The sequence below is a fragment of the Polaromonas sp. LjRoot131 genome (assembly GCF_964252805.1).
Taxonomy (GTDB): domain Bacteria; phylum Pseudomonadota; class Gammaproteobacteria; order Burkholderiales; family Burkholderiaceae_C; genus Polaromonas.
Genome location: NZ_CAXUPF020000001.1, coordinates 2,015,526 through 2,033,748, shown reverse-complemented (window position 1 = coordinate 2,033,748; position 18,223 = coordinate 2,015,526). Strand labels below are relative to the sequence as shown.

Below are 18,223 nucleotides of genomic sequence, written 5' to 3'. Positions count from 1 at the left end.
AAGCCGCCGCAAGGCGGCTTTTTTTATGGCCGCGTCAGACCGAAAGCCAGGGTGTGCCGGTGTCGGGTCTGGCCACTACGATATCGTCCGCGCCGCAAGACAGCGCCTCGGCCATCAGCGCCTGCACCAGCGCGGGCCGGTTGTTCTGCGCGCTCAGGTGCGCGGCCACCAGGTGCTTGAACCGCCCGTGAATGAGGCCGCGGGCAATTTCCACCGCCGCGGCATTGGAGAGATGGCCGTACTGGCCGCCCACGCGCCGCTTTAAAAAAGGCGGATACGACGATTGGGCCAGCATCCCGGTGTCATGGTTGCACTCCAGCATCAGCGCGTCGCACGCCGTCAAATGCGCCATGACATGCGCGGTGGCATGGCCCAGGTCGGTCAGAATGCCCAGCTTGGCCGAGCCGTCGGTGCAACTGAGCTGCAAGGGCTCCCTGGCATCGTGCGGCACCGTGAAAGGCGTCAATTGCAGGCCTCCCACCTCGATAGCCTTGCCGTCGCGCGCGACGTGCAGCAGGCCGTCAAAATCCGGCGAACCGATGGCGGCATGCGTGCCGTGGCTCATCCAGACCGGGATGCGGTAGCGCAGCGCGAGCGAGCGGGCGCAGCCGATGTGGTCGCCGTGTTCATGCGTGACGAACACGCCATGAATGTCCTCGGGCTGCAGCCCGGCCTCGCCAAGCCGGTAGAGCAAATGCTTGAGGCCCAGCCCGCAATCGACGAGCACCCGCGAAGGCGCGATGCCTGTTGCTTCGATGACGGCGGCATTGCCCGAACTGCCGCTGCCCAGGCTTTTGAACCTCAACATGGGCGCGGCAATTCGCGGTCTGGGCAGTCGGGCGGCAGGCCCGGATTACTTGAGGTCGTCGGCGATCACCTGCACGATGCGCTGGGCATTGGCCGATGATTCAGCGGCGCCCTGGGCATTGAGGACGGAGACCGTGGTGCTTTCGCCCTGGCTCTTGACGGCGATGCGGTACTTCAAGGGCGGCGTAGCGGCCGGCGAGCCGCTGAACAACTTGCTGAAGAAGCCGGGTTCGGCCTTGTTGGTGGTGGGCTCGACGTAGCGGACGAAGTAGGTGCCCTGGCTGCGGTCGCGGTCTTCAACAGTGAAGCCGGTGCGGTCCAGCGCCAGGCCGACCCGGCGCCAGGCGCGTTCAAAGCCTTCGTCGATCTGCACGACGGGCACGTTGTTCACCGTGGCGATGCGCGAAGTCTGCTTGGCGGCGCCGGCGGCCACCAGGGCCCTGGACTGTTCTTGCGACACGCCCAGCTTGACCATCATGCGGCGCAGGAATTCGGCTTCGAGTTCCGGGTCGGCGGGACGGGGCTGCCAGACCGTGCTGTCGCCGGAGGCGGCGTTGCCGGTCTTTCCACCGGTAACCACTTCGATCATGCCGCGGTGGCTCACGTAAATCTCGGTGCCACCGTCGGGGCGGCGCTCCAGGCGCGTGCGGAACTTGTCGCGCTCGCCGGTGGAATACAGGCCGTCGAAGACCTTGCCGATCGCGCTGCGGATGAAGTCCTGCGGCAGCTTGGCGCGGTTCTCGGCGAAGTCGGTTTCCATGATGCCGAGGTTTTCCTGGTCCTGCGCCAGCAGGAAGCCGCTTTCGAGCCAGAAATCGCGGACGGGGCCCCAGAGCTTGTCGGCGGGCCGGTTCACGACCAGCCAGCGCTGGCTGCCTGCGCGTTCAATGCGCACGTCGCCGACGGCGGTGGCGGCCGTCTGCACGGCCTGTGTCGGCTGGCCGACCTGGTAGCTGTTGGCGGACACCGCCGTGCCGGGCACCACGTAGCGGGTTTCGCGGCTGAGCTGGGTCAGGTCGGGAGGAATGTCGAGCGAGGGGCCCTTGGCGCCGCTGGATTTGTAGTCGACGCGTTCGCCGTCCATCACATCCCTGATGGAGGAGCAGCCGGCGAGCAGGGCGAGAGCCAGCAGCGCGGACACGGCTGCGGCGCTCCGGGCTTTTGAAAATGCAGGACGTGTTGGCGATATCTTCACTTGGGTTCCCTTAAAAATCAGATCAGGCAAATCAAACCAGGCCGCAGGCGCGCAGGGCGCTTTCCACGGCCGCTTCGTTCGATGTCTCCAGCGGCGTCATGGGCAGCCGCAGGGTGCCGCCGCAAAGCCCCATCCGGGCCATGGCCCATTTGACGGGAATCGGGTTGGCTTCGATGAACAGGTTTCTGTGCAGCGGCAGCAGCTTGAACTGCAGTTCCATGGCACGGCGGGTGTCGCCGGCCACGGCGGCCACGCACAGCTCGTGCATGAGCCGGGGCGCCACATTGGCCGTCACGCTGACGTTGCCCTGGCCGCCGCACAGCATGAGCGCCACGGCGGTCGGGTCGTCGCCCGAATACACGGCAAAGCCCTTGGGTACTTCCTTGATCAGCCACTGCGCGCGCTCGATGTTGCCGGTGGCTTCCTTGATGCCGACGATGCCGGGCACCTGGGCCAGGCGCAGCACGGTGGCATGCGCCATATCGGCCACACTGCGGCCGGGCACGTTGTACAGCACGGTGGGCAGGTCGCCGACGGCTTCGGCGATCGCCTTGAAGTGCCGGTACTGGCCTTCCTGCGTGGGCTTGTTGTAATAGGGAACGACCTGCAGCTGGCAGTCGGCGCCCACCTGCTTGGCGAAGCGGGCGAGTTCGATCGCTTCGGCGGTGGAGTTGGCGCCGCAGCCGGCCATGATAGGCACGCGCTTTTTCGCCTGTTCCACCGAGACGCGGATGATTTCGCAGTGCTCTTCAACGTTGACGGTGGGGGATTCGCCGGTGGTGCCGACCACGCCTATGCAGTCCGTGCCTTCGGCGATGTGCCAGTCCACCAGTTTGCGCAGGGTGGGGTAATCTACGCTGCCGTCATCATGCAAGGGTGTTGCCAGTGCAACGATGCTGCCAGTAATGGGTTTCATGCTTTGCTTGTAAACGTTCGCGGCCGGGAGCTTGGGAAGGGGACTGGCCGGAATACCGCCAGGCCGGCCCAAAACGGCCAATCCTGCATTCTACCCAGAGCCTAGGGCAGTCCATAGCGCGGCGGGGCGGGCAAACCCGCAGTCGCGGGCACTTCGCGGACCGCGGCAATGCGCTGGACAAACCGTGGCGGGCTTTCGTGGAAGCCCTCCTCGAAGGCCACCACCCGCAGTGCCCGGCAGGTTTCCAGCAACTCGCCGGTGCGCAGCAAAAAATCCGGCCGGGAAGGCTTGCCCACCGTCTCATTGCCTTGCGTAAAAGTTTCGTAAATCAGCACCCCGCCGGGCGCCAGCGCGGCCAGCAGCGTGGGCAGCAGGGGTCGCCACAGGTAGTTGGTCACCACGACCGCGTCGAATTGCCGGCCCGCGAAAGGCCAGGGGCCGGCTTCAATGTCGGCCACCACGGCCTCGCGGGCGGATGCGGGGATGGCGCCGGCGATGGCGTCCATCGCTTCCTGGGAACGGTCCACCAGGACCACAGGGTGGTTTCGCTGATGAAACCAGCGGGCGTGGCGGCCGTGGCCGCAGGCGACGTCCAGCACCACGCCGCGCTCGCGCACCAGGTGCGACCAGCGCTGCACCCAGGCGGAGGGCGGCTCCATGCCGTGCGGAGTGCTGCTCATATTAGAGGGGTTTCACGTCGTCCTTGAGCGCGGCCAGCGCCATGGACTCGACCCGGCCCGGCGCGATCAGCTTGAGCCAGCGGCCCAGCTTGCCCTTGGCCGTCATGACGACCTCGCGGTTGCGGCGTTCCATGCCTTGCAGGATCAACCGGGCGCATTCTTCCACGCTCATCGCGTCGTCTTCCTTGAGCCCGCTGGATCCCGCCGCCACGCCCGCCGCGTTGAAGCCGCGGTGGCGGATATGGGTGGCGACTACGCCCGGGTAGGCGGTGGTGACGCTGACCCCGGCGCTCTTCATTTCGGCGCGCAGCGCCTCAAAAAATCCCACCATGGCGAATTTGGTGGCGCTGTAGGCCGTGCGGCCCGGCACGCCGATCAGCCCGGCCAGGCTGGAAACTGCCACGATGCTGCCGTGGCGCAGCTTCAGGTGGGGCAGGGCGGCGTGGGTGCACCAGACGCTGCCCCAGAGGTTGATGCGCATCAGCTGCTCATACCAGCCCAGGTCCTGGGCCTTGACGTCCTCGAACAGGGCCTGCGCCGACATGCCGGCGTTGTTGACCAGGGCATCGATGTGCCCGAAGCGCCCGATGGCGGCATCCACCAGGTGGCGGCATTGGGCCTCGATGGACACGTCGGTCTTCACGACCAGGGTCTGCGCGCCGTGCGCGGCGCATTGGCCGGCGACCTCGCCCAGCAGTGTTTCATTGCGCGCCGCCAGCACCAGCGCGACGCCGCCGCCATGTGTTTTGGCCAGCTGCCGCGCCATTTCGGCGCCTATGCCGTCGGAGGCGCCGGTGATGATGATGGTTTTCATGGTGTTTGCTCCCCCGCCTTATGGGGGCATTCCCCCGTCACTCGAAAAACCGCCGGGCAGGTTCTAAAAACAAGCCCAGATCTGATTGGCGAGTGTGAGAAGAAATTCCGGCCGTGTGTAGAGGGCAAACACCCCCAGCGACGCGATGACCGCGAGCGCCCACAGGCCGGCTTTTTTGGCCATCTCAGGCCCCTTGCGGCACGCCGGCGCGTGCAATCGGCGCTTCGCGCACCGGCAGGTTCACCAGAGCGGCAAACACACCGAGCGCGATGGCGATGTACCAGACGATGTCGTAGCTGCCGGTGCGGTCATATAAATAGCCGCCCAGCCAGACGCCCAGGAAGGAGCCGATCTGGTGGCTGAAGAATATAAAGCCGCCCAGCATCGACAGGTGCTGGATGCCGAAGATCTGCGCCACCACGGCGTTGGTCGGCGGGATGGTCGACAGCCACAGCAGGCCCATCAGGCTGGCGAAGATGTAGACGCTCAGCGGGCTCAGCGGCGCCGCCAGGAACACGGCGATCACCACCGCGCGGGAGAGGTAAATCGTCGCCAGGATTTTCCGCTTGGCGATTTTCTGGCCCAGCGAACCGGCGATGTAGGTGCCGAAGACATTGCACAGCCCGATCAGCGCCAGCGCGTAGCTGGCCACCTCGGGCGACAGGCCCTTGTCCTTGAGGTAGCTCGGCATGTGCACGCCGATGAACACCACCTGGAAGCCGCAGACGAAGTAGCCCGCCATCAGCAGCTGGAAGCTCGGGTACTTGAAGGCTTCGCGCAGCGCCTGGCCTATGGTCTGCTCGCGTTTGGCCGGCTGCCCGCCGGCAAAGCCGCCTTCGCGCAGGCCCAGCGCCAGCGGCGCGATCAGCAGCACGGCGCCGCTGAGGACCAGCAAGGCCTCTTTCCAGCCCAGGCCGCTGATCAGCAGGCCTTCGACCGGCACCATCAGGAACTGGCCGAAGGAGCCCGCCGCCGCGGCCACGCCCATGGCCCAGGAGCGCTTTTCCGCCGGGATGTTGCGGCCTATCACGCCGTAGATGACGGCATAGGTGGTGCCGGCCTGCGCCGCGCCTATCAGCACCCCGGCCGTCATGGTGAACAGAAAGCCCGTGGGCGACAGCGCCATGCCCACCAGGCCCAGCCCGTACAGCAGGGCGCCGCCCACGATCACGCGGAAAGCGCCGAAGCGGTCGGCCGCCATGCCGGCGAAGATGCCGAACACGCCCCAGGACAGGTTCTGCACCGCCAGCGCGAAGGCAAAGGTCTCGCGCGTCCAGCCCTGGGCCTGGGTGATGGGCTGCAGCCACAGCCCGAAACCGTGGCGTATACCCATGGACAGCGTGACGATGGTGGCGCCGCAGATCAGCACCTGCAGCATGGAGAGTTTTTTGGTGTCGGTGGTCATGGACGGTCGCCGTGAGCGGCGAAAAAGGAAGGGCCCGGGGCGGCAGGAAAGCTATCCGCCGACTGTAACGAAAATGGCGAAACGCTGCCGCGACCGCCCTTCGTTCCCGCGCCCGAATCGGGTGGGCTGTATGTTTGTACAGTGACTTTCCCGGCCCGGACTACAATTGCGGCAATTCTTTCATCTGCCATGGCCGACAAACTACCCACCGAATATTCCGAAGGCTCGATCCGCGTGCTCAAGGGCCTGGAGCCCGTCAAGCAGCGCCCGGGCATGTACACCCGCACCGACAACCCCCTGCACGTCATCCAGGAAGTGCTGGACAACTCCGCCGACGAGGCCCTGGCCGGCCACGGCAAGAAGATCAAGGTCACGCTGCACACCGACGGCTCGGTCAGCGTCGACGACGACGGCCGCGGCATCCCCTTCGGCCTGCACCCGGAAGAACAGGTGCCGGTCATCGAGATCGTCTACACCCGGCTGCACGCCGGCGGCAAGTTCGACAAGGGCAAGGGCGGCGCCTACAGCTTCTCGGGCGGCCTGCACGGCGTCGGCGTCAGCGTGACCAACGCGCTGTCCAAACGCCTGGAAGTCACGTCCTACCGCGAAGGCATGGTGGCCCGGCTGGTGTTTTCGGGCGGCGACGTCATTGAAAAGCTGCACCTGCGCAAAAACGGCGAAGGCGACCGCAAGACCGGCACCACCGTACGCGCCTGGCCCGACGCCAAATACTTCGAGTCGGCCGCGCTGCCCATGGCCGAACTCACGCACCTGCTGCGCAGCAAGGCCGTGCTCATGCCCGGCGTTACCGTCACGCTGACCAACGAGAAAACCAAGGACACCCAGACCTGGTCCTATAAAGGCGGCCTGCGCGACTACCTGATGCAGACGCTGAACGGCGACCCCGTCATCCCGATGTTCGAAGGCGAAGGTTTTGCCGATTCCCAGCACGACAGCTTTGCCGAAGGCGAGGGCGCGCAGTGGTGTGTGGCCTTCACCGAGGACGGCCAGCCGGTGCGCGAGAGCTACGTCAACCTGATTCCCACCAGCGCCGGCGGCACCCACGAAAGCGGCCTGCGCGACGGCCTCTTCAACGCCGTCAAGAGTTTTATCGACCTGCATTCGCTGCTGCCCAAGGGCGTCAAGCTGCTGCCCGAAGACGTTTTCGCCCGCGCCAGCTACGTGCTGAGCGCCAAGGTGCTGGACCCGCAGTTCCAGGGCCAGATCAAGGAGCGCCTCAATTCCCGCGACGCCGTGCGGCTGGTGTCCAGCTTTGTGCGCCCGACGCTGGAACTGTGGCTCAACCAGCACGTCGACTACGGCCGCAAGCTGGCCGAACTCGCCATCAAGGCCGCGCAGACCCGCCAGAAGGCCGGCCAGAAGGTCGAAAAACGCAAGGGCTCAGGCGTGGCCGTGCTGCCCGGCAAGCTGACCGACTGCGAAAGCCGCGACCTGGCGCATAACGAAGTCTTCCTGGTCGAGGGCGATTCGGCCGGCGGCAGCGCCAAAATGGGCCGCGACAAGGAAAGCCAGGCCATCCTGCCGCTGCGCGGCAAGGTGCTCAACACCTGGGAGGTCGAGCGCGACCGCCTGTTCGCCAACACCGAAATCCACGACATCGCGGTCGCCATCGGCGTCGATCCGCACGGCCCGAACGACACGCCCGACCTCTCCGGCCTGCGCTACGGCAAGGTCTGCATCCTGAGCGATGCCGACGTCGACGGCTCCCACATCCAGGTGCTGCTGCTCACGCTGTTTTTCCGCCATTTCCCCAAACTGATCGAATCGGGTAACGTGTATGTCGCGCGGCCGCCGCTTTTCCGGGTGGATGCGCCCGCGCGGGGCAAAAAGCCTGCGTCCAAGGTCTATGCCCTTGACGAAGGCGAATTGACCGCCATATTGGATAAATTGCGCAAGGACGGGGTGCGCGAAGGCGCCTGGAGCATCAGCCGCTTCAAGGGCCTGGGCGAAATGAGTGCGGAACAACTGTGGGAAACCACACTCAATCCGGATACCCGCCGTTTGTTGCCCGTGCAGCTGGGCAACCAGGATTTTCTGCAAACCGAGAGCCTGATCACCAAGCTGATGGGCAAGGGCGAGGCCGCGGCCCGCCGCGAACTGATGGAATTGCACGGCGACAGCGTTGAGGTGGATGTTTGAGGTTTTTGCTGTCGATCAGCCGTGTGGCAGGCATGGTGGTGCTGGTGATTGCCGCATCCTGGGCGACGATCGCGCTGGCGACCCACCAGTTTGCAAGTGCTGGCTTGGGTTTTGCGGTGGCTACCGGTGGTTTGTGCTGGGCCGTTTTTTCGGAACAAGCGATTGGCAGGAGAAAGCATAGGGAGAAAGCGGCCAGGCAGGCGGCGCTTCGTTTTGGCGAAAGCTCGCTGACGGTTCCCTTCCGCTGGTTTCGCTGGAGTTGCTTTCTTGCGGCGTTTTTGTTGATGTTGTGGGGTACCGGGTTCCTGGCCAAGGAAAGCTGGCAGGACGGAAAATTGACACCTACGGCTTTTTTGGCCAGCTTTGGGGTTTTGTTATTGGTGTACACCTGCAGCCTGCTTGCTTCTGCCTATGCGGCGTGGCAGGCTGGCGGCGCGTTGAAGGTGGATTCGCAAGGTTTCATGCACAGCGATTTACCCGCTATCGCCTGGAAACATGTTCGGGGGGTCGATCTCAAGCAGTTTGACGTCGAGGGAGCAACGACATGGATCCTGATGATTGCATTGGACCCGGTGGCGTTGAACGGGTTGAAACCCGCCTCGGTGCTTGGAGGGCTTCATTGGCACGGCCCGAAACTGAGGGTGAAATCCGCAGTGCTGGAAATCGGATGCGATTTTTTAAAGGAAGAGCCGGAGTTTGTCCTCCAGGCGGTTCGAGCCATAGCGGATAAAGCCGGCGCGCCAAGGGCCCGGAGCTGGCACTACCTTGAAGGAATTGACGTGGCGCGGCAGCGGGAGCAAGCTGCCGGGCTGCGGGAGGAATCCGAACGCAAGACCAGCCTGTTGATGGCTGAATTGCAAAAGATGGACCGCGCAGATTCCCTGGATGAAAAAAGGCTGGCGGAAATTGACCGGCAGCTGCAGATGGAATTCGAACGCATGAGTTCGGCTTCCGACGCGCAGATCGAAGCTTTCAAGCAAAACAGGGATGCGATGGATGAGCGCCTGAAGCCCTTGAAATGGGTTTACCGCGGCATGATGGTTTTGCTGTTGGTCACGATAGGCTCGGCTGTTGCAAGAATCGTGTTCGCGCTAAGGGCGTGACGAAATGATGGGTTTCTTTTTATGAATATTTTTTATGGCAAATCCAGGCTCTGGCTTGGACTTCTTTTGGGCATGCTGATGCTGCTGTCGCAGCGGCCCGCCCACGCCGACATCTGGGGCTACGTGGACAAGGACGGCATCGCGCATTTTTCGGCGGTGCGGCTGGACGAGCGCTATGAACTCTTCTTCCGCGGCAGCGAAAGCTTCAGCGCCGGCGATAACGTGGGCCGAAGCGGCAAGGCCGTCGGCAGCGGTGCCAACCGCGCCACCGGCGTGGCCGCCGCGCCCCCCAAGCTGCTGGCCTACTTCGACGTGTCGCCCAACTACAAGGCCGTCAAGCACCTGTTGCGCGAGGCCTCCGCCACGCACGGCATCGACTACGAACTGCTGCAGGCGCTGATCGCCACCGAGTCGGGCTTCAACACCCAGGCCGTCTCGCCCAAGGGTGCGGTCGGGCTGATGCAGCTGATCCCGCCCACGGCGGAGCGCTACGGCGTGCGGGCCAGCAAGGATTCCACGGTCCACAAAAAGCTCACCGACCCCAAGACCAACATCCGGGCCGGCTCCAGCTACCTCAGCGACCTGATCGCCATGTTCCCCGGCCAGCTTGAGCTGGCGATTGCCGCCTACAACGCCGGCGAAGGCGCCGTGCAGCGCGCGGGCAACAAAATCCCCAACTACCCCGAGACCAAAAACTACGTCAAGACCGTGATGCAGCTCTACAACCACCTCAAGCCGCCCAGCATGATGACCTCGTCCGGCGGCCGCGTGCGCATGGAGATGATGGGCGGCGCCACGGGCCGCAGCAACATGGTGCCGACCACCGTCGCGTCCACCGCCACGCCAGAGGCCCCACCCGAGCGGAACTGACGCCCATGCAACCGGAGTTCCGCCGGCAAGCCCGGCTGCCTGAAAGCGGCTCCGTCCCTTTTTTTCTTTCCATAATCCTGTACCGGCCGCGCCTGTGCGCGCCGGCCCGGCATAACCTGACCTAGCCCAAGCCAAATCACGATGGATGATCTTTTCACACCGGACGCAGTCGCCCCGATTCCCGAACCCGCCGACCAGGATTCGCTGGCCGCGTACGCGCAGCGGGCTTACCTTGAATACGCGCTCAGCGTCGTCAAGGGCCGGGCCCTGCCCGACGTCTGCGACGGCCAGAAGCCGGTGCAGCGCCGCATCCTCTTCAGCATGTCGCGCATGGGCCTGGGCTTCGGCGGCGCCAACGGCGCGAGCGGGGCCAAGCCGGTCAAGAGCGCCCGCGTGGTTGGTGACGTGCTCGGCAAATACCATCCGCACGGCGACCAGGCGGCTTATGACGCCATGGTGCGCATGGCCCAGGACTTCAGCCAGCGCTACCCGCTGGTCGACGGCCAGGGCAACTTCGGTTCGCGCGACGGTGACGGCGCCGCGGCCATGCGCTACACCGAGGCACGGCTGGCCCGCATCACGACCCTGCTGCTCGATGAGCTCGACGAAGGCACGGTCGACTTTGTGCCCAACTACGACGGATCCTTTGAAGAACCCCGCCAGCTGCCCGCGCGCCTGCCCTTCACGCTGCTCAACGGCGCCAGCGGCATTGCCGTCGGCCTGGCCACCGAAATCCCCAGCCACAACCTGCGCGAGGTGGCCGATGCCTGCGTGGCGCTCATCAAGGCGCCAAAACTCACTGACGAAGAGCTGTTCACGCTGATCGCCGGGCCCGACTACCCGGGCGGTGGGCAGATCATCTCCAGCCACGCCGAAATTGCGGCCGCCTACAGCACCGGCCGCGGCTCGCTCAAGGTGCGCGCGCGCTGGAAGATCGAAGAACTCGCGCGCGGCCAGTGGCAGCTGGTGGTGCAGGAACTGCCGCCCGGCGTCAGCACCCAGCGCGTGCTCGAGGAGATCGAGGAACTCACCAACCCGAAAATCAAGGCCGGCAAAAAAGCCCTGAGCCAGGACCAGGTGCAGCTCAAGCAGACCATTCTGGCCGTGCTCGACGTGGTGCGCGACGAGTCCAGCAAGGACGCTGCCGTGCGCCTGGTGTTCGAGCCCAAGACCAGCAAGATCAGCCAGTCCGAACTCATCAACACCCTGCTGGCCAACACCAGCCTGGAAAGCTCGGCGCCCATCAACCTGACCATGGTCGGGCTGGACGGCAAACCCACGCAGAAAAACCTGCGCCAGATGCTGACGGAATGGATCGAGTTCCGCCAGACCACGGTGCAAAGGCGTTCGCAGCACCGGCTCGACAAGGTGCTGGCCCGCATCCACATCCTCGAAGGGCGGCAGCTGGTGCTGCTCAACATCGACGAAGTGATCGCCATCATCCGCCAGTCGGATGAGCCCAAGCTTGCGCTGATCGAGCGTTTCAAGCTCAGTGAAATCCAGGCCGAGGACATCCTCGAAATCCGCCTGCGCCAGCTCGCGCGGCTCGAAGCCATCAAGATCGAGCAGGACCTGAAAAACCTGCGCGAAGAGCAGGGCCGGCTCGAGGAAATCCTCGGCAGCCCGGCGGCGCTCAAGCGCCTGCTGATCAAGGAAATCGAAGCCGACGCCAAGCAGTTCGCCGATGCGCGCCGCACCCTGATCCAGGCCGAGAAAAAAGCCGTGCTCGAAGTCAAGGTGCTGGACGAGCCGGTGACCGTGGTCATCAGCGACCGGGGCTGGGTGCGTGCGCGCAGCGGCCACGGCCATGACCCGGCGGGCTTTGCCTTCAAGTCCGGCGACGGCCTTTATGGCACCTTTGAATGCCGCACGGTGGACACGCTGCTGGCCTTCGGTTCACGCGGCCGCATTTATTCGGTGCCGGTGTCATCGCTGCCCGGTGCACGCGGCGACGGCCAGCCGTTGACCACCATGATCGACCTCGAATCCGGCACGCAGCTGGTGCACTACTTCGCGGGCCCGTCCAATGCCGCATTGCTGCTCAGCGCCAGCGGCGGCTACGGCTTCCTCGCCACGGTCGAGAACATGACGTCCCGCCTCAAGGCTGGCAAGGCCTTCATCAGCTGCGCCGAAGGCGAAACCATCTGCAGGCCGTCGCACGCCGCCTTCAACAGCGGCACGACGCCGATGGTGCCCGCCACGCACGTGGCCTGTGCGTCCACCGGCGGCCGCATCCTGACCTTTGAAATCGGCGAACTCAAGATGCAGGCCGCCGGCGGACGCGGCCTGATGCTGATAGACCTCGAAGCCAAGGACACCCTGGCCGGCGCGGCGGCCTACACCCGCAGCGTCAAGATCGAAGGCATAGGCCGCGGCGGCAAGGCGCGCGAGGAAACGCTGGAAATCCGTACGCTGAACAATGCCCGCGCTGCACGCGCGCGCAAGGGCAAGGCCGCCGACCTGGGCTTCAAGCCCACCGGCATCACGCGCGTCGAATAAGGGCGACGCCCGCTTCCCTTGAAGGGGCGGGCGCCGGGCTCAGGCCGCCAGCAGCGACTCGAGCTTCCTCAGGCCCGCCACCGTTTCCAGGCAGGCCTGCGCCACTTCCTTGCCCTTGGTCAGGAAGTGTGCGGTGAAGAATTGACGGTGTTCCTCATGCTCATGGAAATGCTGCGGCGTCAGCACTGCCGAAAACACCGGCACGCCGGTCTCCAGCTGTATGCCCATCAGCGCGCTGATCACCGCATCGGCCACGAACTCGTGGCGGTAGATGCCGCCGTCCACCACGAGCCCGCAGCAGACCACGCCCGCGTAGCGGCCCGACTGCGCGAGCTTTTTGGCGTGTAGCGGGATTTCGAAAGCGCCCGGCACTTCAAACGTGTCTATGGATTCGGGGCCCACGCCCTGTCTGGCCATCTCGGCCAGGAAAGCGCCGCGCCCCTGGTCCACGATGTCTTCGTGCCAGGACGACTGGATAAAGGCGAAACGCGCCTTGGGAGCGCCACCGGAATGGATGGCGGAAGGGGAAGCAACTGAACTGTTTGTCTGACTCATGGATGGCCTCTGTAGGTGTTACCAGAATCAGGGCGCACGAGCCTGCGGCCGGCGCGCGGGCATATGGCCGCCGGGGCGGAAGAACTCCACACCGGCAAACGCCGCCCACGGCACAGCCGTTTGCATCGCGCTCTCTTTCATCCGGACTGTGACCGTCGGCTTTGGAGTTGAACCAAATCTGCTGACCCCGGATGCCATTCCAATTCAACGCGATATGTCGTTGCGCCGCCTTGTCGTGCTGTAGCACTGCCTGCGGCGACGCGCCTAATCTCGCGCTGAATTGGAAATGGCATAGAACGGGCGCTCGCGGGCTGATGCAGTCGCCTGCAAACACCGCCGGTGGGGAATTTCACCCCGCCCTGAGAACGCTGCCCCGGCGAAATGGCCGGAGCGTTATGAGTTTAAGCTGCCGCGCGAACCGGTGCTTGCTGCCGGTTTGCCGGCCCCACGGTGATTGCGGATGCTCGCCGCAGCTGCAGGGATTTACTCGACTTCAGCAACCAGGTCGATCTCGACACAAGCGCCCATGGGCACCTGCGCCACGCCAAACGCGCTGCGCGCATGCTTGCCGGCGTCGCCGAAGACTTCGGCGAACAGCTCGCTGGCGCCATTGGTCACCAGGTGCTGCTCGGTGTAGTCGCCGGTCGAATTGACCAGGCTCATGAGCTTGACGATGCGCTTGACCTTGCCCAGGCCGACGGCGGCTTCCAGCGTGCCCATCAGGTCGATGGCGACCGAACGCGCGGCGGCCTTGCCCTCTTCGGTCGTCATGTTTTTGCCGAGCTGGCCGACCAGGGGCTTGCCGTCTTTTTTGGCGATGTGGCCGCTCAGGAACACCAGATTGCCGGTCTGCACAAAGGGCAGGTAGGCGGCGACGGGGATCGCGACGGGGGGCAGGGTGATGTTCAGTGCTTTCAGCTTGTCGTAGGCGCTCATGGTGTTTCCCTTTGGTTGAAGGCTCCCGCAGGCGGGGTGTGCAGGGAATTGTAGGGCGGGCCCGCCGGCGGGCGAGCCTGTAGCGGCATGAAAGGAAGTGATGCAGGGCGGGGGCTTATTCGGGCTTGATGCCGGCCTTGCGCACCACAGCGCCCCAGCGGTCTACCTCGCTGCGCATGAAGGCGCGCAGCTCGTCGCGGCTTGAACCCTTGAGCTCTATGCCCAGCGTGGTGAGCCGCTCGCGCGTGGAGGGGTGGGCCAGCGCCGCGACGGCTTCGCTGCGCAGCCGCTCGACGATCTCGATGGGCGTGGTGGCCGGCGCCACCAGGGCCCACCACTGGTTGAACTGCATGCCTTCCATGCCGGCTTCGCGCGCGGTGGGAACGTCGGGTAGCCCGGCCAGGCGCGTGTTGCCGGTCACCAGCAAAGCTGAAATCCTGTTCGCGCCCAGCAGCGAGCTGGCGCTGGCCAGCGTGGCGAAATGGGCGTCCACCTGGCCGGCCGCGACATCGGTGAGCGCGGGCGCCGAGCCGCGGTAGGGAATCGCATTGACCTTGATGCCGGTGGCGGTGCCGAACAGCTCGCTCGACAGGTGGCTGATGGAGCCGTTGCCGCTGTGGGCCAGGGCCAGCGGCACCTTGCTGTTGCGCTGGTTTTTGAGGAAACCCTTGATGTCGCCGTTCTTGTACTGCGCACCGGCGAACAGCATCAGCGGCGAGGTGCCGACCATGGAAACCGGCGTGAAGTCGCGCAGCAGGTCATAGGGCATCTTGTTGAACACGGCCGGTGCGATCGCATGCGGCAACTCGACGATGGCGAAGGTGTAGCCGTCGGGCGCGGCCTTGGCCGCGGCCTCGGTGCCTATGCGGCCCGAGGCGCCGGAGCGGTTGTCCACCACCACGCTCTGGCCCATGGTCTCGCCCATGCGCTGCGCGATGGCGCGCGCGATCGCGTCCGTGCTGCCTCCGGGCGCCCAGGGCACGATGAGGCGCAGGGGCTTGTCGGGGTAGGCGGCGTGGGTGCTTGCGCTGACCAAGGCGGCGCCGGCCAGGAGCAGGGTGGTGAACAGTCGGGTCTTCATGGGGAAATCCTTTGCGGTCGGTTCAGGGAGTCAGGGGAACTGGGGGAACAGGGGAGGTCAAGGCAAGGTGTCCAAGGTGTCGCGGTCGCCCTTGGCGGTCAGCAGCAGCAGGGCGTGTTCGGAAGGCGCGATTTCGCCGCGCGCGCGCAGCTGCGCCAGCGCGCCCAGGCAGGCGCCCGCGCACAGCTCCACCCACAGGCCTTGCGCGCCCAGCCGGGCACTGCCTTCCACGGCGCCGGCATCGTCCACCACCACCGCGCCGCCGCCCGAGCGCCGCACGGCCAGCGCCTGCTGCAAGGTGACGGTGCTGCCGGCGATGGAAAACTGCGCGGTGCTGCCGGCGAATTCGGACTGGGCCGGCTCGCCGCCCAGCACGCGGGCCAGGCGCGGGAAAGGCTCGACCGCCCAGAGGCGCGGCATGCGCGCGACCAGCCCGGCCTGCAGCAGGTCGCGAAATCCGCTGTAAAGCCCCCAGAGCAAATCGCCACGCGCCGTGGGCACCAGCACGTGGTCGGGGACGCAGCCATCGGCCACGCATTCGAGCGCCACCGCGCGGTAGCCCTCGACGCCGAAAGCCGGGCTGCCGACGGCGGGCACGCTGTAGTTGGTCAGCGCGAAGGCGCCGTCCTGCTCGACGCGGCGGCGCAAATGTTCCCAGCGTCCGAAACCGCGCTCGAACGTCAGGCGTTTGGCGCCCAACCGGTGCAGCGCGCGCGCATAGGGTTCCGGCATGTCCTGGTAGGTGGCGACTTCGCAGGGCAGGCCGGCGGCTGCGCAATAAGCCGCGGCCGACACCGCCGCGTTGCCGCTGGAGGCCAGCACCACGGTCTGTGCGCCCACGTCCAGCGCCCGGCTGACGGCCTGGGCGGACATGCGGTCCTTGTGCGAGCCCGTGGGGTTCATGCCTTCATGCTTGGCCGAAAGCTGCTTCAGGCCGAAGCTGCGCGCCAGGCGCGGCAGGTCCAGGCAGGGCGTGCCGCCTTCGCCCAGGGAAACGCCCTGGGTGTAAGGCAGCCAGGCACCCCACTTATAACCCGTACTGGCAGTTTTAAGGGTTTTGGGCAGTTCGGTATAGACCGCCTCCAGGCTCGCGGGCGTGCCAGCCGCCGCGCAGTGCGGGCAGCCGGCCGGCAGGTCCTGCAAGGGGTAGTCCCGGGCGCAATGGATGCAGCGCAGCCCGGACAGGTACGGGTTGCGGACCACGAGAGGAGGGGCCGCGCTGGGTTCGGAAACAAGGGAATTCATGCGCTCAATGGTATGAAGGGCTTGCATTCCCGTGCAGCACTTGATGGCGATTTAGAATAAGTGAAACTTATAGGGAGACGCCATGGCCGAAGCCAGCGCACGCCAGATCGAAGTCTTCCGCATGGTCATGCGCCTGGGTACGGCCAACCGCGCGGCCGCGGCCCTGCACGTGAGCCAGCCGGCGGTCACGCAGTTGTTGCAGCAGCTCGAGGCGCGCGCCGGCCTCAAGCTGTTTGACCGGCCCAAGGGCAAGCTCACGCCCACGCCCGAAGCCCACGCGCTGATGGAAGAGGTCGAGCGCGTCTACGAAGGCCTGGAAGCCGTGCAGCGAAAAATCGTGGCGCTGCAGTCGCACGAAGACACGGTGCTGCGCATAGGTTCGCTGCACGCCATGGCCGCCAGTGTGATGCCCTGGGCTTTGGCCGAATTCCAGCGCAGTTATCCGCGCACGCGCTGCCTGCTGCTGGTCGACAGCTCGAAAGTGCTGCGCGAGGCCTTGTTCCAGGGCGCGGTGGACCTGGCTTTCCTCGGTGACGAGGCCGACACCAGCGGCCTGGTGTCTTCGCTGTTCTACCAGGCGCCCGCCGTCTGCATCATGCCGGCCGCCCATCCGCTGGCGCGCAAGCAGCTGCTGCATCCGCAGGACCTGCAGGAGGTGCCGCTGGTGGGCCTGTCGGCCTCCGACCCGGCCCAGCGGCGCCTGGAGGCGGCACTGGCACAGGCCGGCGTGCAGGCGCGTTTTGTGATTGAAACCCCTTACAGCGCAACGCAATGCGCGCTGGTGCTGGCCGGCGCCGGGCTGGCCGTGACGAATCCGCTGGTGGCACGTGAATACCTGGCGCTGGGCCTGCGCAGCGTGCCGCTGGCGGCCGATGTGTCGTTTCGCGCCTTGCTGGCCTTCAAGCCGCTGCAGGCGCAATCAGGTGCTGCGCAGGAGTTTGTGGGCTTATGCAGGCGCCGGCTGGTGGGCAGCCTGCCTGAGGGTTCTCTGCTGGGTGACGCCGCGCTCAGTTCCCCGTCGTAAGGGACTGGACGTCGGTCTCCGGCAGTGGCTCCACCGTGACGGCCACGTCCAGGATGTGCTGCGCCCCGCCGCGTATCACGCCGCGCATGGGCGAGACGTCGAGGAAATCGCGGCCGGTGGCCAGCGTGACATAGTCTTCGCCGGGCGCGCGGTTGTTGGTGGGGTCGAAATCCAGCCAGGTGCCCAGGCCCGGGCAGTAGACCGAGGCCCAGGCATGCGAGGCGTCGCTGCCGACCAGGCGCGGCTGGCCGGGCGGCGGGCTGGTCAGCAGGTAGCCGCTCACGTAACGCGCCGGCAAACCCATGGCGCGGCAGCAGGCCACCATGATGTGGGCGAAGTCCTGGCACACGCCTTTGCCTTGTTTGAGTGCCTCGAGCGCCGGCGTGTTGACCTCGGTGCTTTCGCTCTCATAGGTCATGGTGTGGTGGATGCGCTCCATCAGGTCGCGCGCCGCCTCAGGCAAGGGCCGGCCGGGCAGGAAGCTGGGTCGCGCGAACTCGACAAAAGCCTCGTCGCGCGGCACGTAAGGCGAGGCAAACAGGAACTCGGAAGCGCTGTCGTAGGCCGCGCCGGCGCGGTAGCGGAACTGCTCGCGTACCTGCTCCCAGGGCGGCGATGCGGACTGGCCGGTCGCCAGCGCCGCTTCGGACTGCAGCGGGTTGAGGGCCGAGGTGGACACAATGCTGTCCGCCACCACGGTCAGGCTTTCATGCGCGGCCTGCAGCGAAAAATAGCTGCGCGTGTTGCCGTAGACGTCCACGGTTTCGCGCAACTGCACGGGCGCCGGGTCCACGTGCAGCGCATAACTGAGCAGGCTCTGGCCGTTGCGGCTGGCGGGTTTGAGGTGCACCACGTGGTGGGCGTTTTCCACCGCCGGCGCATAGCGGTAGCGGGTTTCGTGGACGACGTGCAGCAGCATGGAAGAACTCCGCT

Annotated in this window: 16 protein-coding genes and 1 riboswitch; of the genes, 5 read left to right on the top strand and 11 right to left on the bottom strand. The window is 65.8% G+C overall.

Going from position 1 to position 18,223, the window contains the following annotated elements:
* Positions 1 to 34: 34 nt before the first annotated feature.
* The 6 genes from ACSQ27_RS09555 to ACSQ27_RS09530 form a co-directional block, all read right to left on the bottom strand.
* The gene (locus ACSQ27_RS09555) at positions 35 to 808 is read right to left on the bottom strand and encodes an MBL fold metallo-hydrolase (protein WP_436155208.1); all 774 of its coding nucleotides are present in this window, start codon (positions 806 to 808) and stop codon (positions 35 to 37) included.
* A gap of 45 nt (positions 809 to 853) precedes the next feature.
* Complete coding sequence (gene bamC, locus ACSQ27_RS09550) at positions 854 to 1,948, bottom strand: outer membrane protein assembly factor BamC (protein ID WP_436155207.1); 1,095 nt, start codon at positions 1,946 to 1,948, stop codon at positions 854 to 856.
* Positions 1,949 to 2,033: 85 nt separating this feature from the next.
* Positions 2,034 to 2,918, bottom strand: a complete 885-nt coding sequence (dapA, locus tag ACSQ27_RS09545) for a 4-hydroxy-tetrahydrodipicolinate synthase (RefSeq protein ID WP_436155206.1) — start codon at positions 2,916 to 2,918, stop codon at positions 2,034 to 2,036.
* A 101-nt stretch (positions 2,919 to 3,019) separates the two neighbouring features.
* The gene (locus ACSQ27_RS09540; protein ID WP_436155205.1) at positions 3,020 to 3,598 is read right to left on the bottom strand and encodes a class I SAM-dependent methyltransferase; all 579 of its coding nucleotides are present in this window, start codon (positions 3,596 to 3,598) and stop codon (positions 3,020 to 3,022) included.
* A gap of 1 nt (position 3,599) precedes the next feature.
* The gene (locus tag ACSQ27_RS09535; RefSeq protein WP_436155204.1) at positions 3,600 to 4,412 is read right to left on the bottom strand and encodes an SDR family oxidoreductase; all 813 of its coding nucleotides are present in this window, start codon (positions 4,410 to 4,412) and stop codon (positions 3,600 to 3,602) included.
* Between the two features lie 184 nt (positions 4,413 to 4,596).
* Positions 4,597 to 5,817, bottom strand: coding sequence for an MFS transporter (locus ACSQ27_RS09530; protein ID WP_436155203.1), 1,221 nt, complete (start codon positions 5,815 to 5,817; stop codon positions 4,597 to 4,599).
* A 189-nt stretch (positions 5,818 to 6,006) separates the two neighbouring features.
* Here ACSQ27_RS09530 and ACSQ27_RS09525 point away from each other — a divergent pair, with 189 nt between their 5' ends.
* The 4 genes from ACSQ27_RS09525 (at position 6,007) to parC (ending at position 12,449) form a co-directional block, all read left to right on the top strand.
* Positions 6,007 to 7,977, top strand: coding sequence for a DNA topoisomerase IV subunit B (locus tag ACSQ27_RS09525; protein WP_436155202.1), 1,971 nt, complete (start codon positions 6,007 to 6,009; stop codon positions 7,975 to 7,977).
* Positions 7,978 to 7,982: 5 nt separating this feature from the next.
* A complete protein-coding gene (locus ACSQ27_RS09520) occupies positions 7,983 to 9,080 on the top strand; it encodes a hypothetical protein (RefSeq protein WP_436155201.1) in 1,098 nt (365 codons plus the stop codon).
* Between the two features lie 72 nt (positions 9,081 to 9,152).
* Complete coding sequence (locus ACSQ27_RS09515; RefSeq protein WP_436155200.1) at positions 9,153 to 9,950, top strand: lytic transglycosylase domain-containing protein; 798 nt, start codon at positions 9,153 to 9,155, stop codon at positions 9,948 to 9,950.
* 141 nt (positions 9,951 to 10,091) lie between these two features.
* Positions 10,092 to 12,449 (top strand): DNA topoisomerase IV subunit A, encoded by a 2,358-nt coding sequence (gene parC / locus ACSQ27_RS09510; RefSeq protein ID WP_436155199.1) that lies wholly within the window; start codon positions 10,092 to 10,094, stop codon positions 12,447 to 12,449.
* Between the two features lie 39 nt (positions 12,450 to 12,488).
* On the opposite strand, the gene ACSQ27_RS09505 is transcribed toward parC, so the two are convergent.
* From ACSQ27_RS09505 to ACSQ27_RS09490, 4 genes are all read right to left on the bottom strand, one after another.
* Positions 12,489 to 13,004 (bottom strand): 6,7-dimethyl-8-ribityllumazine synthase, encoded by a 516-nt coding sequence (locus ACSQ27_RS09505; RefSeq protein ID WP_436155198.1) that lies wholly within the window; start codon positions 13,002 to 13,004, stop codon positions 12,489 to 12,491.
* 125 nt (positions 13,005 to 13,129) lie between these two features.
* Positions 13,130 to 13,375: riboswitch (FMN riboswitch) on the bottom strand.
* Between the two features lie 112 nt (positions 13,376 to 13,487).
* Positions 13,488 to 13,940 (bottom strand): RidA family protein, encoded by a 453-nt coding sequence (locus ACSQ27_RS09500; RefSeq protein ID WP_436155197.1) that lies wholly within the window; start codon positions 13,938 to 13,940, stop codon positions 13,488 to 13,490.
* Between the two features lie 115 nt (positions 13,941 to 14,055).
* Positions 14,056 to 15,021, bottom strand: coding sequence for a tripartite tricarboxylate transporter substrate binding protein (locus ACSQ27_RS09495; protein WP_436155196.1), 966 nt, complete (start codon positions 15,019 to 15,021; stop codon positions 14,056 to 14,058).
* Between the two features lie 57 nt (positions 15,022 to 15,078).
* Positions 15,079 to 16,266 (bottom strand): pyridoxal-phosphate dependent enzyme, encoded by a 1,188-nt coding sequence (locus tag ACSQ27_RS09490; RefSeq protein WP_436155195.1) that lies wholly within the window; start codon positions 16,264 to 16,266, stop codon positions 15,079 to 15,081.
* Positions 16,267 to 16,348: 82 nt separating this feature from the next.
* Between ACSQ27_RS09490 and ACSQ27_RS09485 the strand changes: the two genes are divergently transcribed.
* On the top strand, positions 16,349 to 17,290 hold the full coding sequence (locus tag ACSQ27_RS09485) for a LysR substrate-binding domain-containing protein (protein ID WP_436155194.1): 942 nt from the start codon (positions 16,349 to 16,351) through the stop codon (positions 17,288 to 17,290).
* Here the strand turns inward: ACSQ27_RS09485 and ACSQ27_RS09480 are convergent.
* Positions 17,274 to 18,209 carry a transglutaminase family protein gene (locus ACSQ27_RS09480; RefSeq protein WP_436155193.1) on the bottom strand — a complete coding sequence of 312 codons (936 nt, stop codon included), beginning with the start codon at positions 18,207 to 18,209 and terminating at the stop codon, positions 17,274 to 17,276. The two genes, ACSQ27_RS09485 and ACSQ27_RS09480, sit on opposite strands and share 17 nt — an antisense overlap.
* Positions 18,210 to 18,223 lie beyond the last annotated feature (14 nt).

Coding starts and splice junctions, on each gene's coding strand:
- ACSQ27_RS09540 (WP_436155205.1), bottom strand. CDS start 3,598: ATGAGCAGCACTCCGCACGGCATGGAGCCGCCCTCCGCCTGGGTGCAG.
- ACSQ27_RS09525 (WP_436155202.1), top strand. CDS start 6,007: ATGGCCGACAAACTACCCACCGAATATTCCGAAGGCTCGATCCGCGTG.
- ACSQ27_RS09485 (WP_436155194.1), top strand. CDS start 16,349: ATGGCCGAAGCCAGCGCACGCCAGATCGAAGTCTTCCGCATGGTCATG.
- dapA (WP_436155206.1), bottom strand. CDS start 2,918: ATGAAACCCATTACTGGCAGCATCGTTGCACTGGCAACACCCTTGCAT.
- ACSQ27_RS09480 (WP_436155193.1), bottom strand. CDS start 18,209: ATGCTGCTGCACGTCGTCCACGAAACCCGCTACCGCTATGCGCCGGCG.
- ACSQ27_RS09500 (WP_436155197.1), bottom strand. CDS start 13,940: ATGAGCGCCTACGACAAGCTGAAAGCACTGAACATCACCCTGCCCCCC.
- ACSQ27_RS09495 (WP_436155196.1), bottom strand. CDS start 15,021: ATGAAGACCCGACTGTTCACCACCCTGCTCCTGGCCGGCGCCGCCTTG.
- ACSQ27_RS09490 (WP_436155195.1), bottom strand. CDS start 16,266: ATGAATTCCCTTGTTTCCGAACCCAGCGCGGCCCCTCCTCTCGTGGTC.
- ACSQ27_RS09515 (WP_436155200.1), top strand. CDS start 9,153: ATGCTGATGCTGCTGTCGCAGCGGCCCGCCCACGCCGACATCTGGGGC.
- parC (WP_436155199.1), top strand. CDS start 10,092: ATGGATGATCTTTTCACACCGGACGCAGTCGCCCCGATTCCCGAACCC.
- ACSQ27_RS09505 (WP_436155198.1), bottom strand. CDS start 13,004: ATGAGTCAGACAAACAGTTCAGTTGCTTCCCCTTCCGCCATCCATTCC.
- ACSQ27_RS09555 (WP_436155208.1), bottom strand. CDS start 808: ATGTTGAGGTTCAAAAGCCTGGGCAGCGGCAGTTCGGGCAATGCCGCC.
- ACSQ27_RS09530 (WP_436155203.1), bottom strand. CDS start 5,817: ATGACCACCGACACCAAAAAACTCTCCATGCTGCAGGTGCTGATCTGC.
- ACSQ27_RS09535 (WP_436155204.1), bottom strand. CDS start 4,412: ATGAAAACCATCATCATCACCGGCGCCTCCGACGGCATAGGCGCCGAA.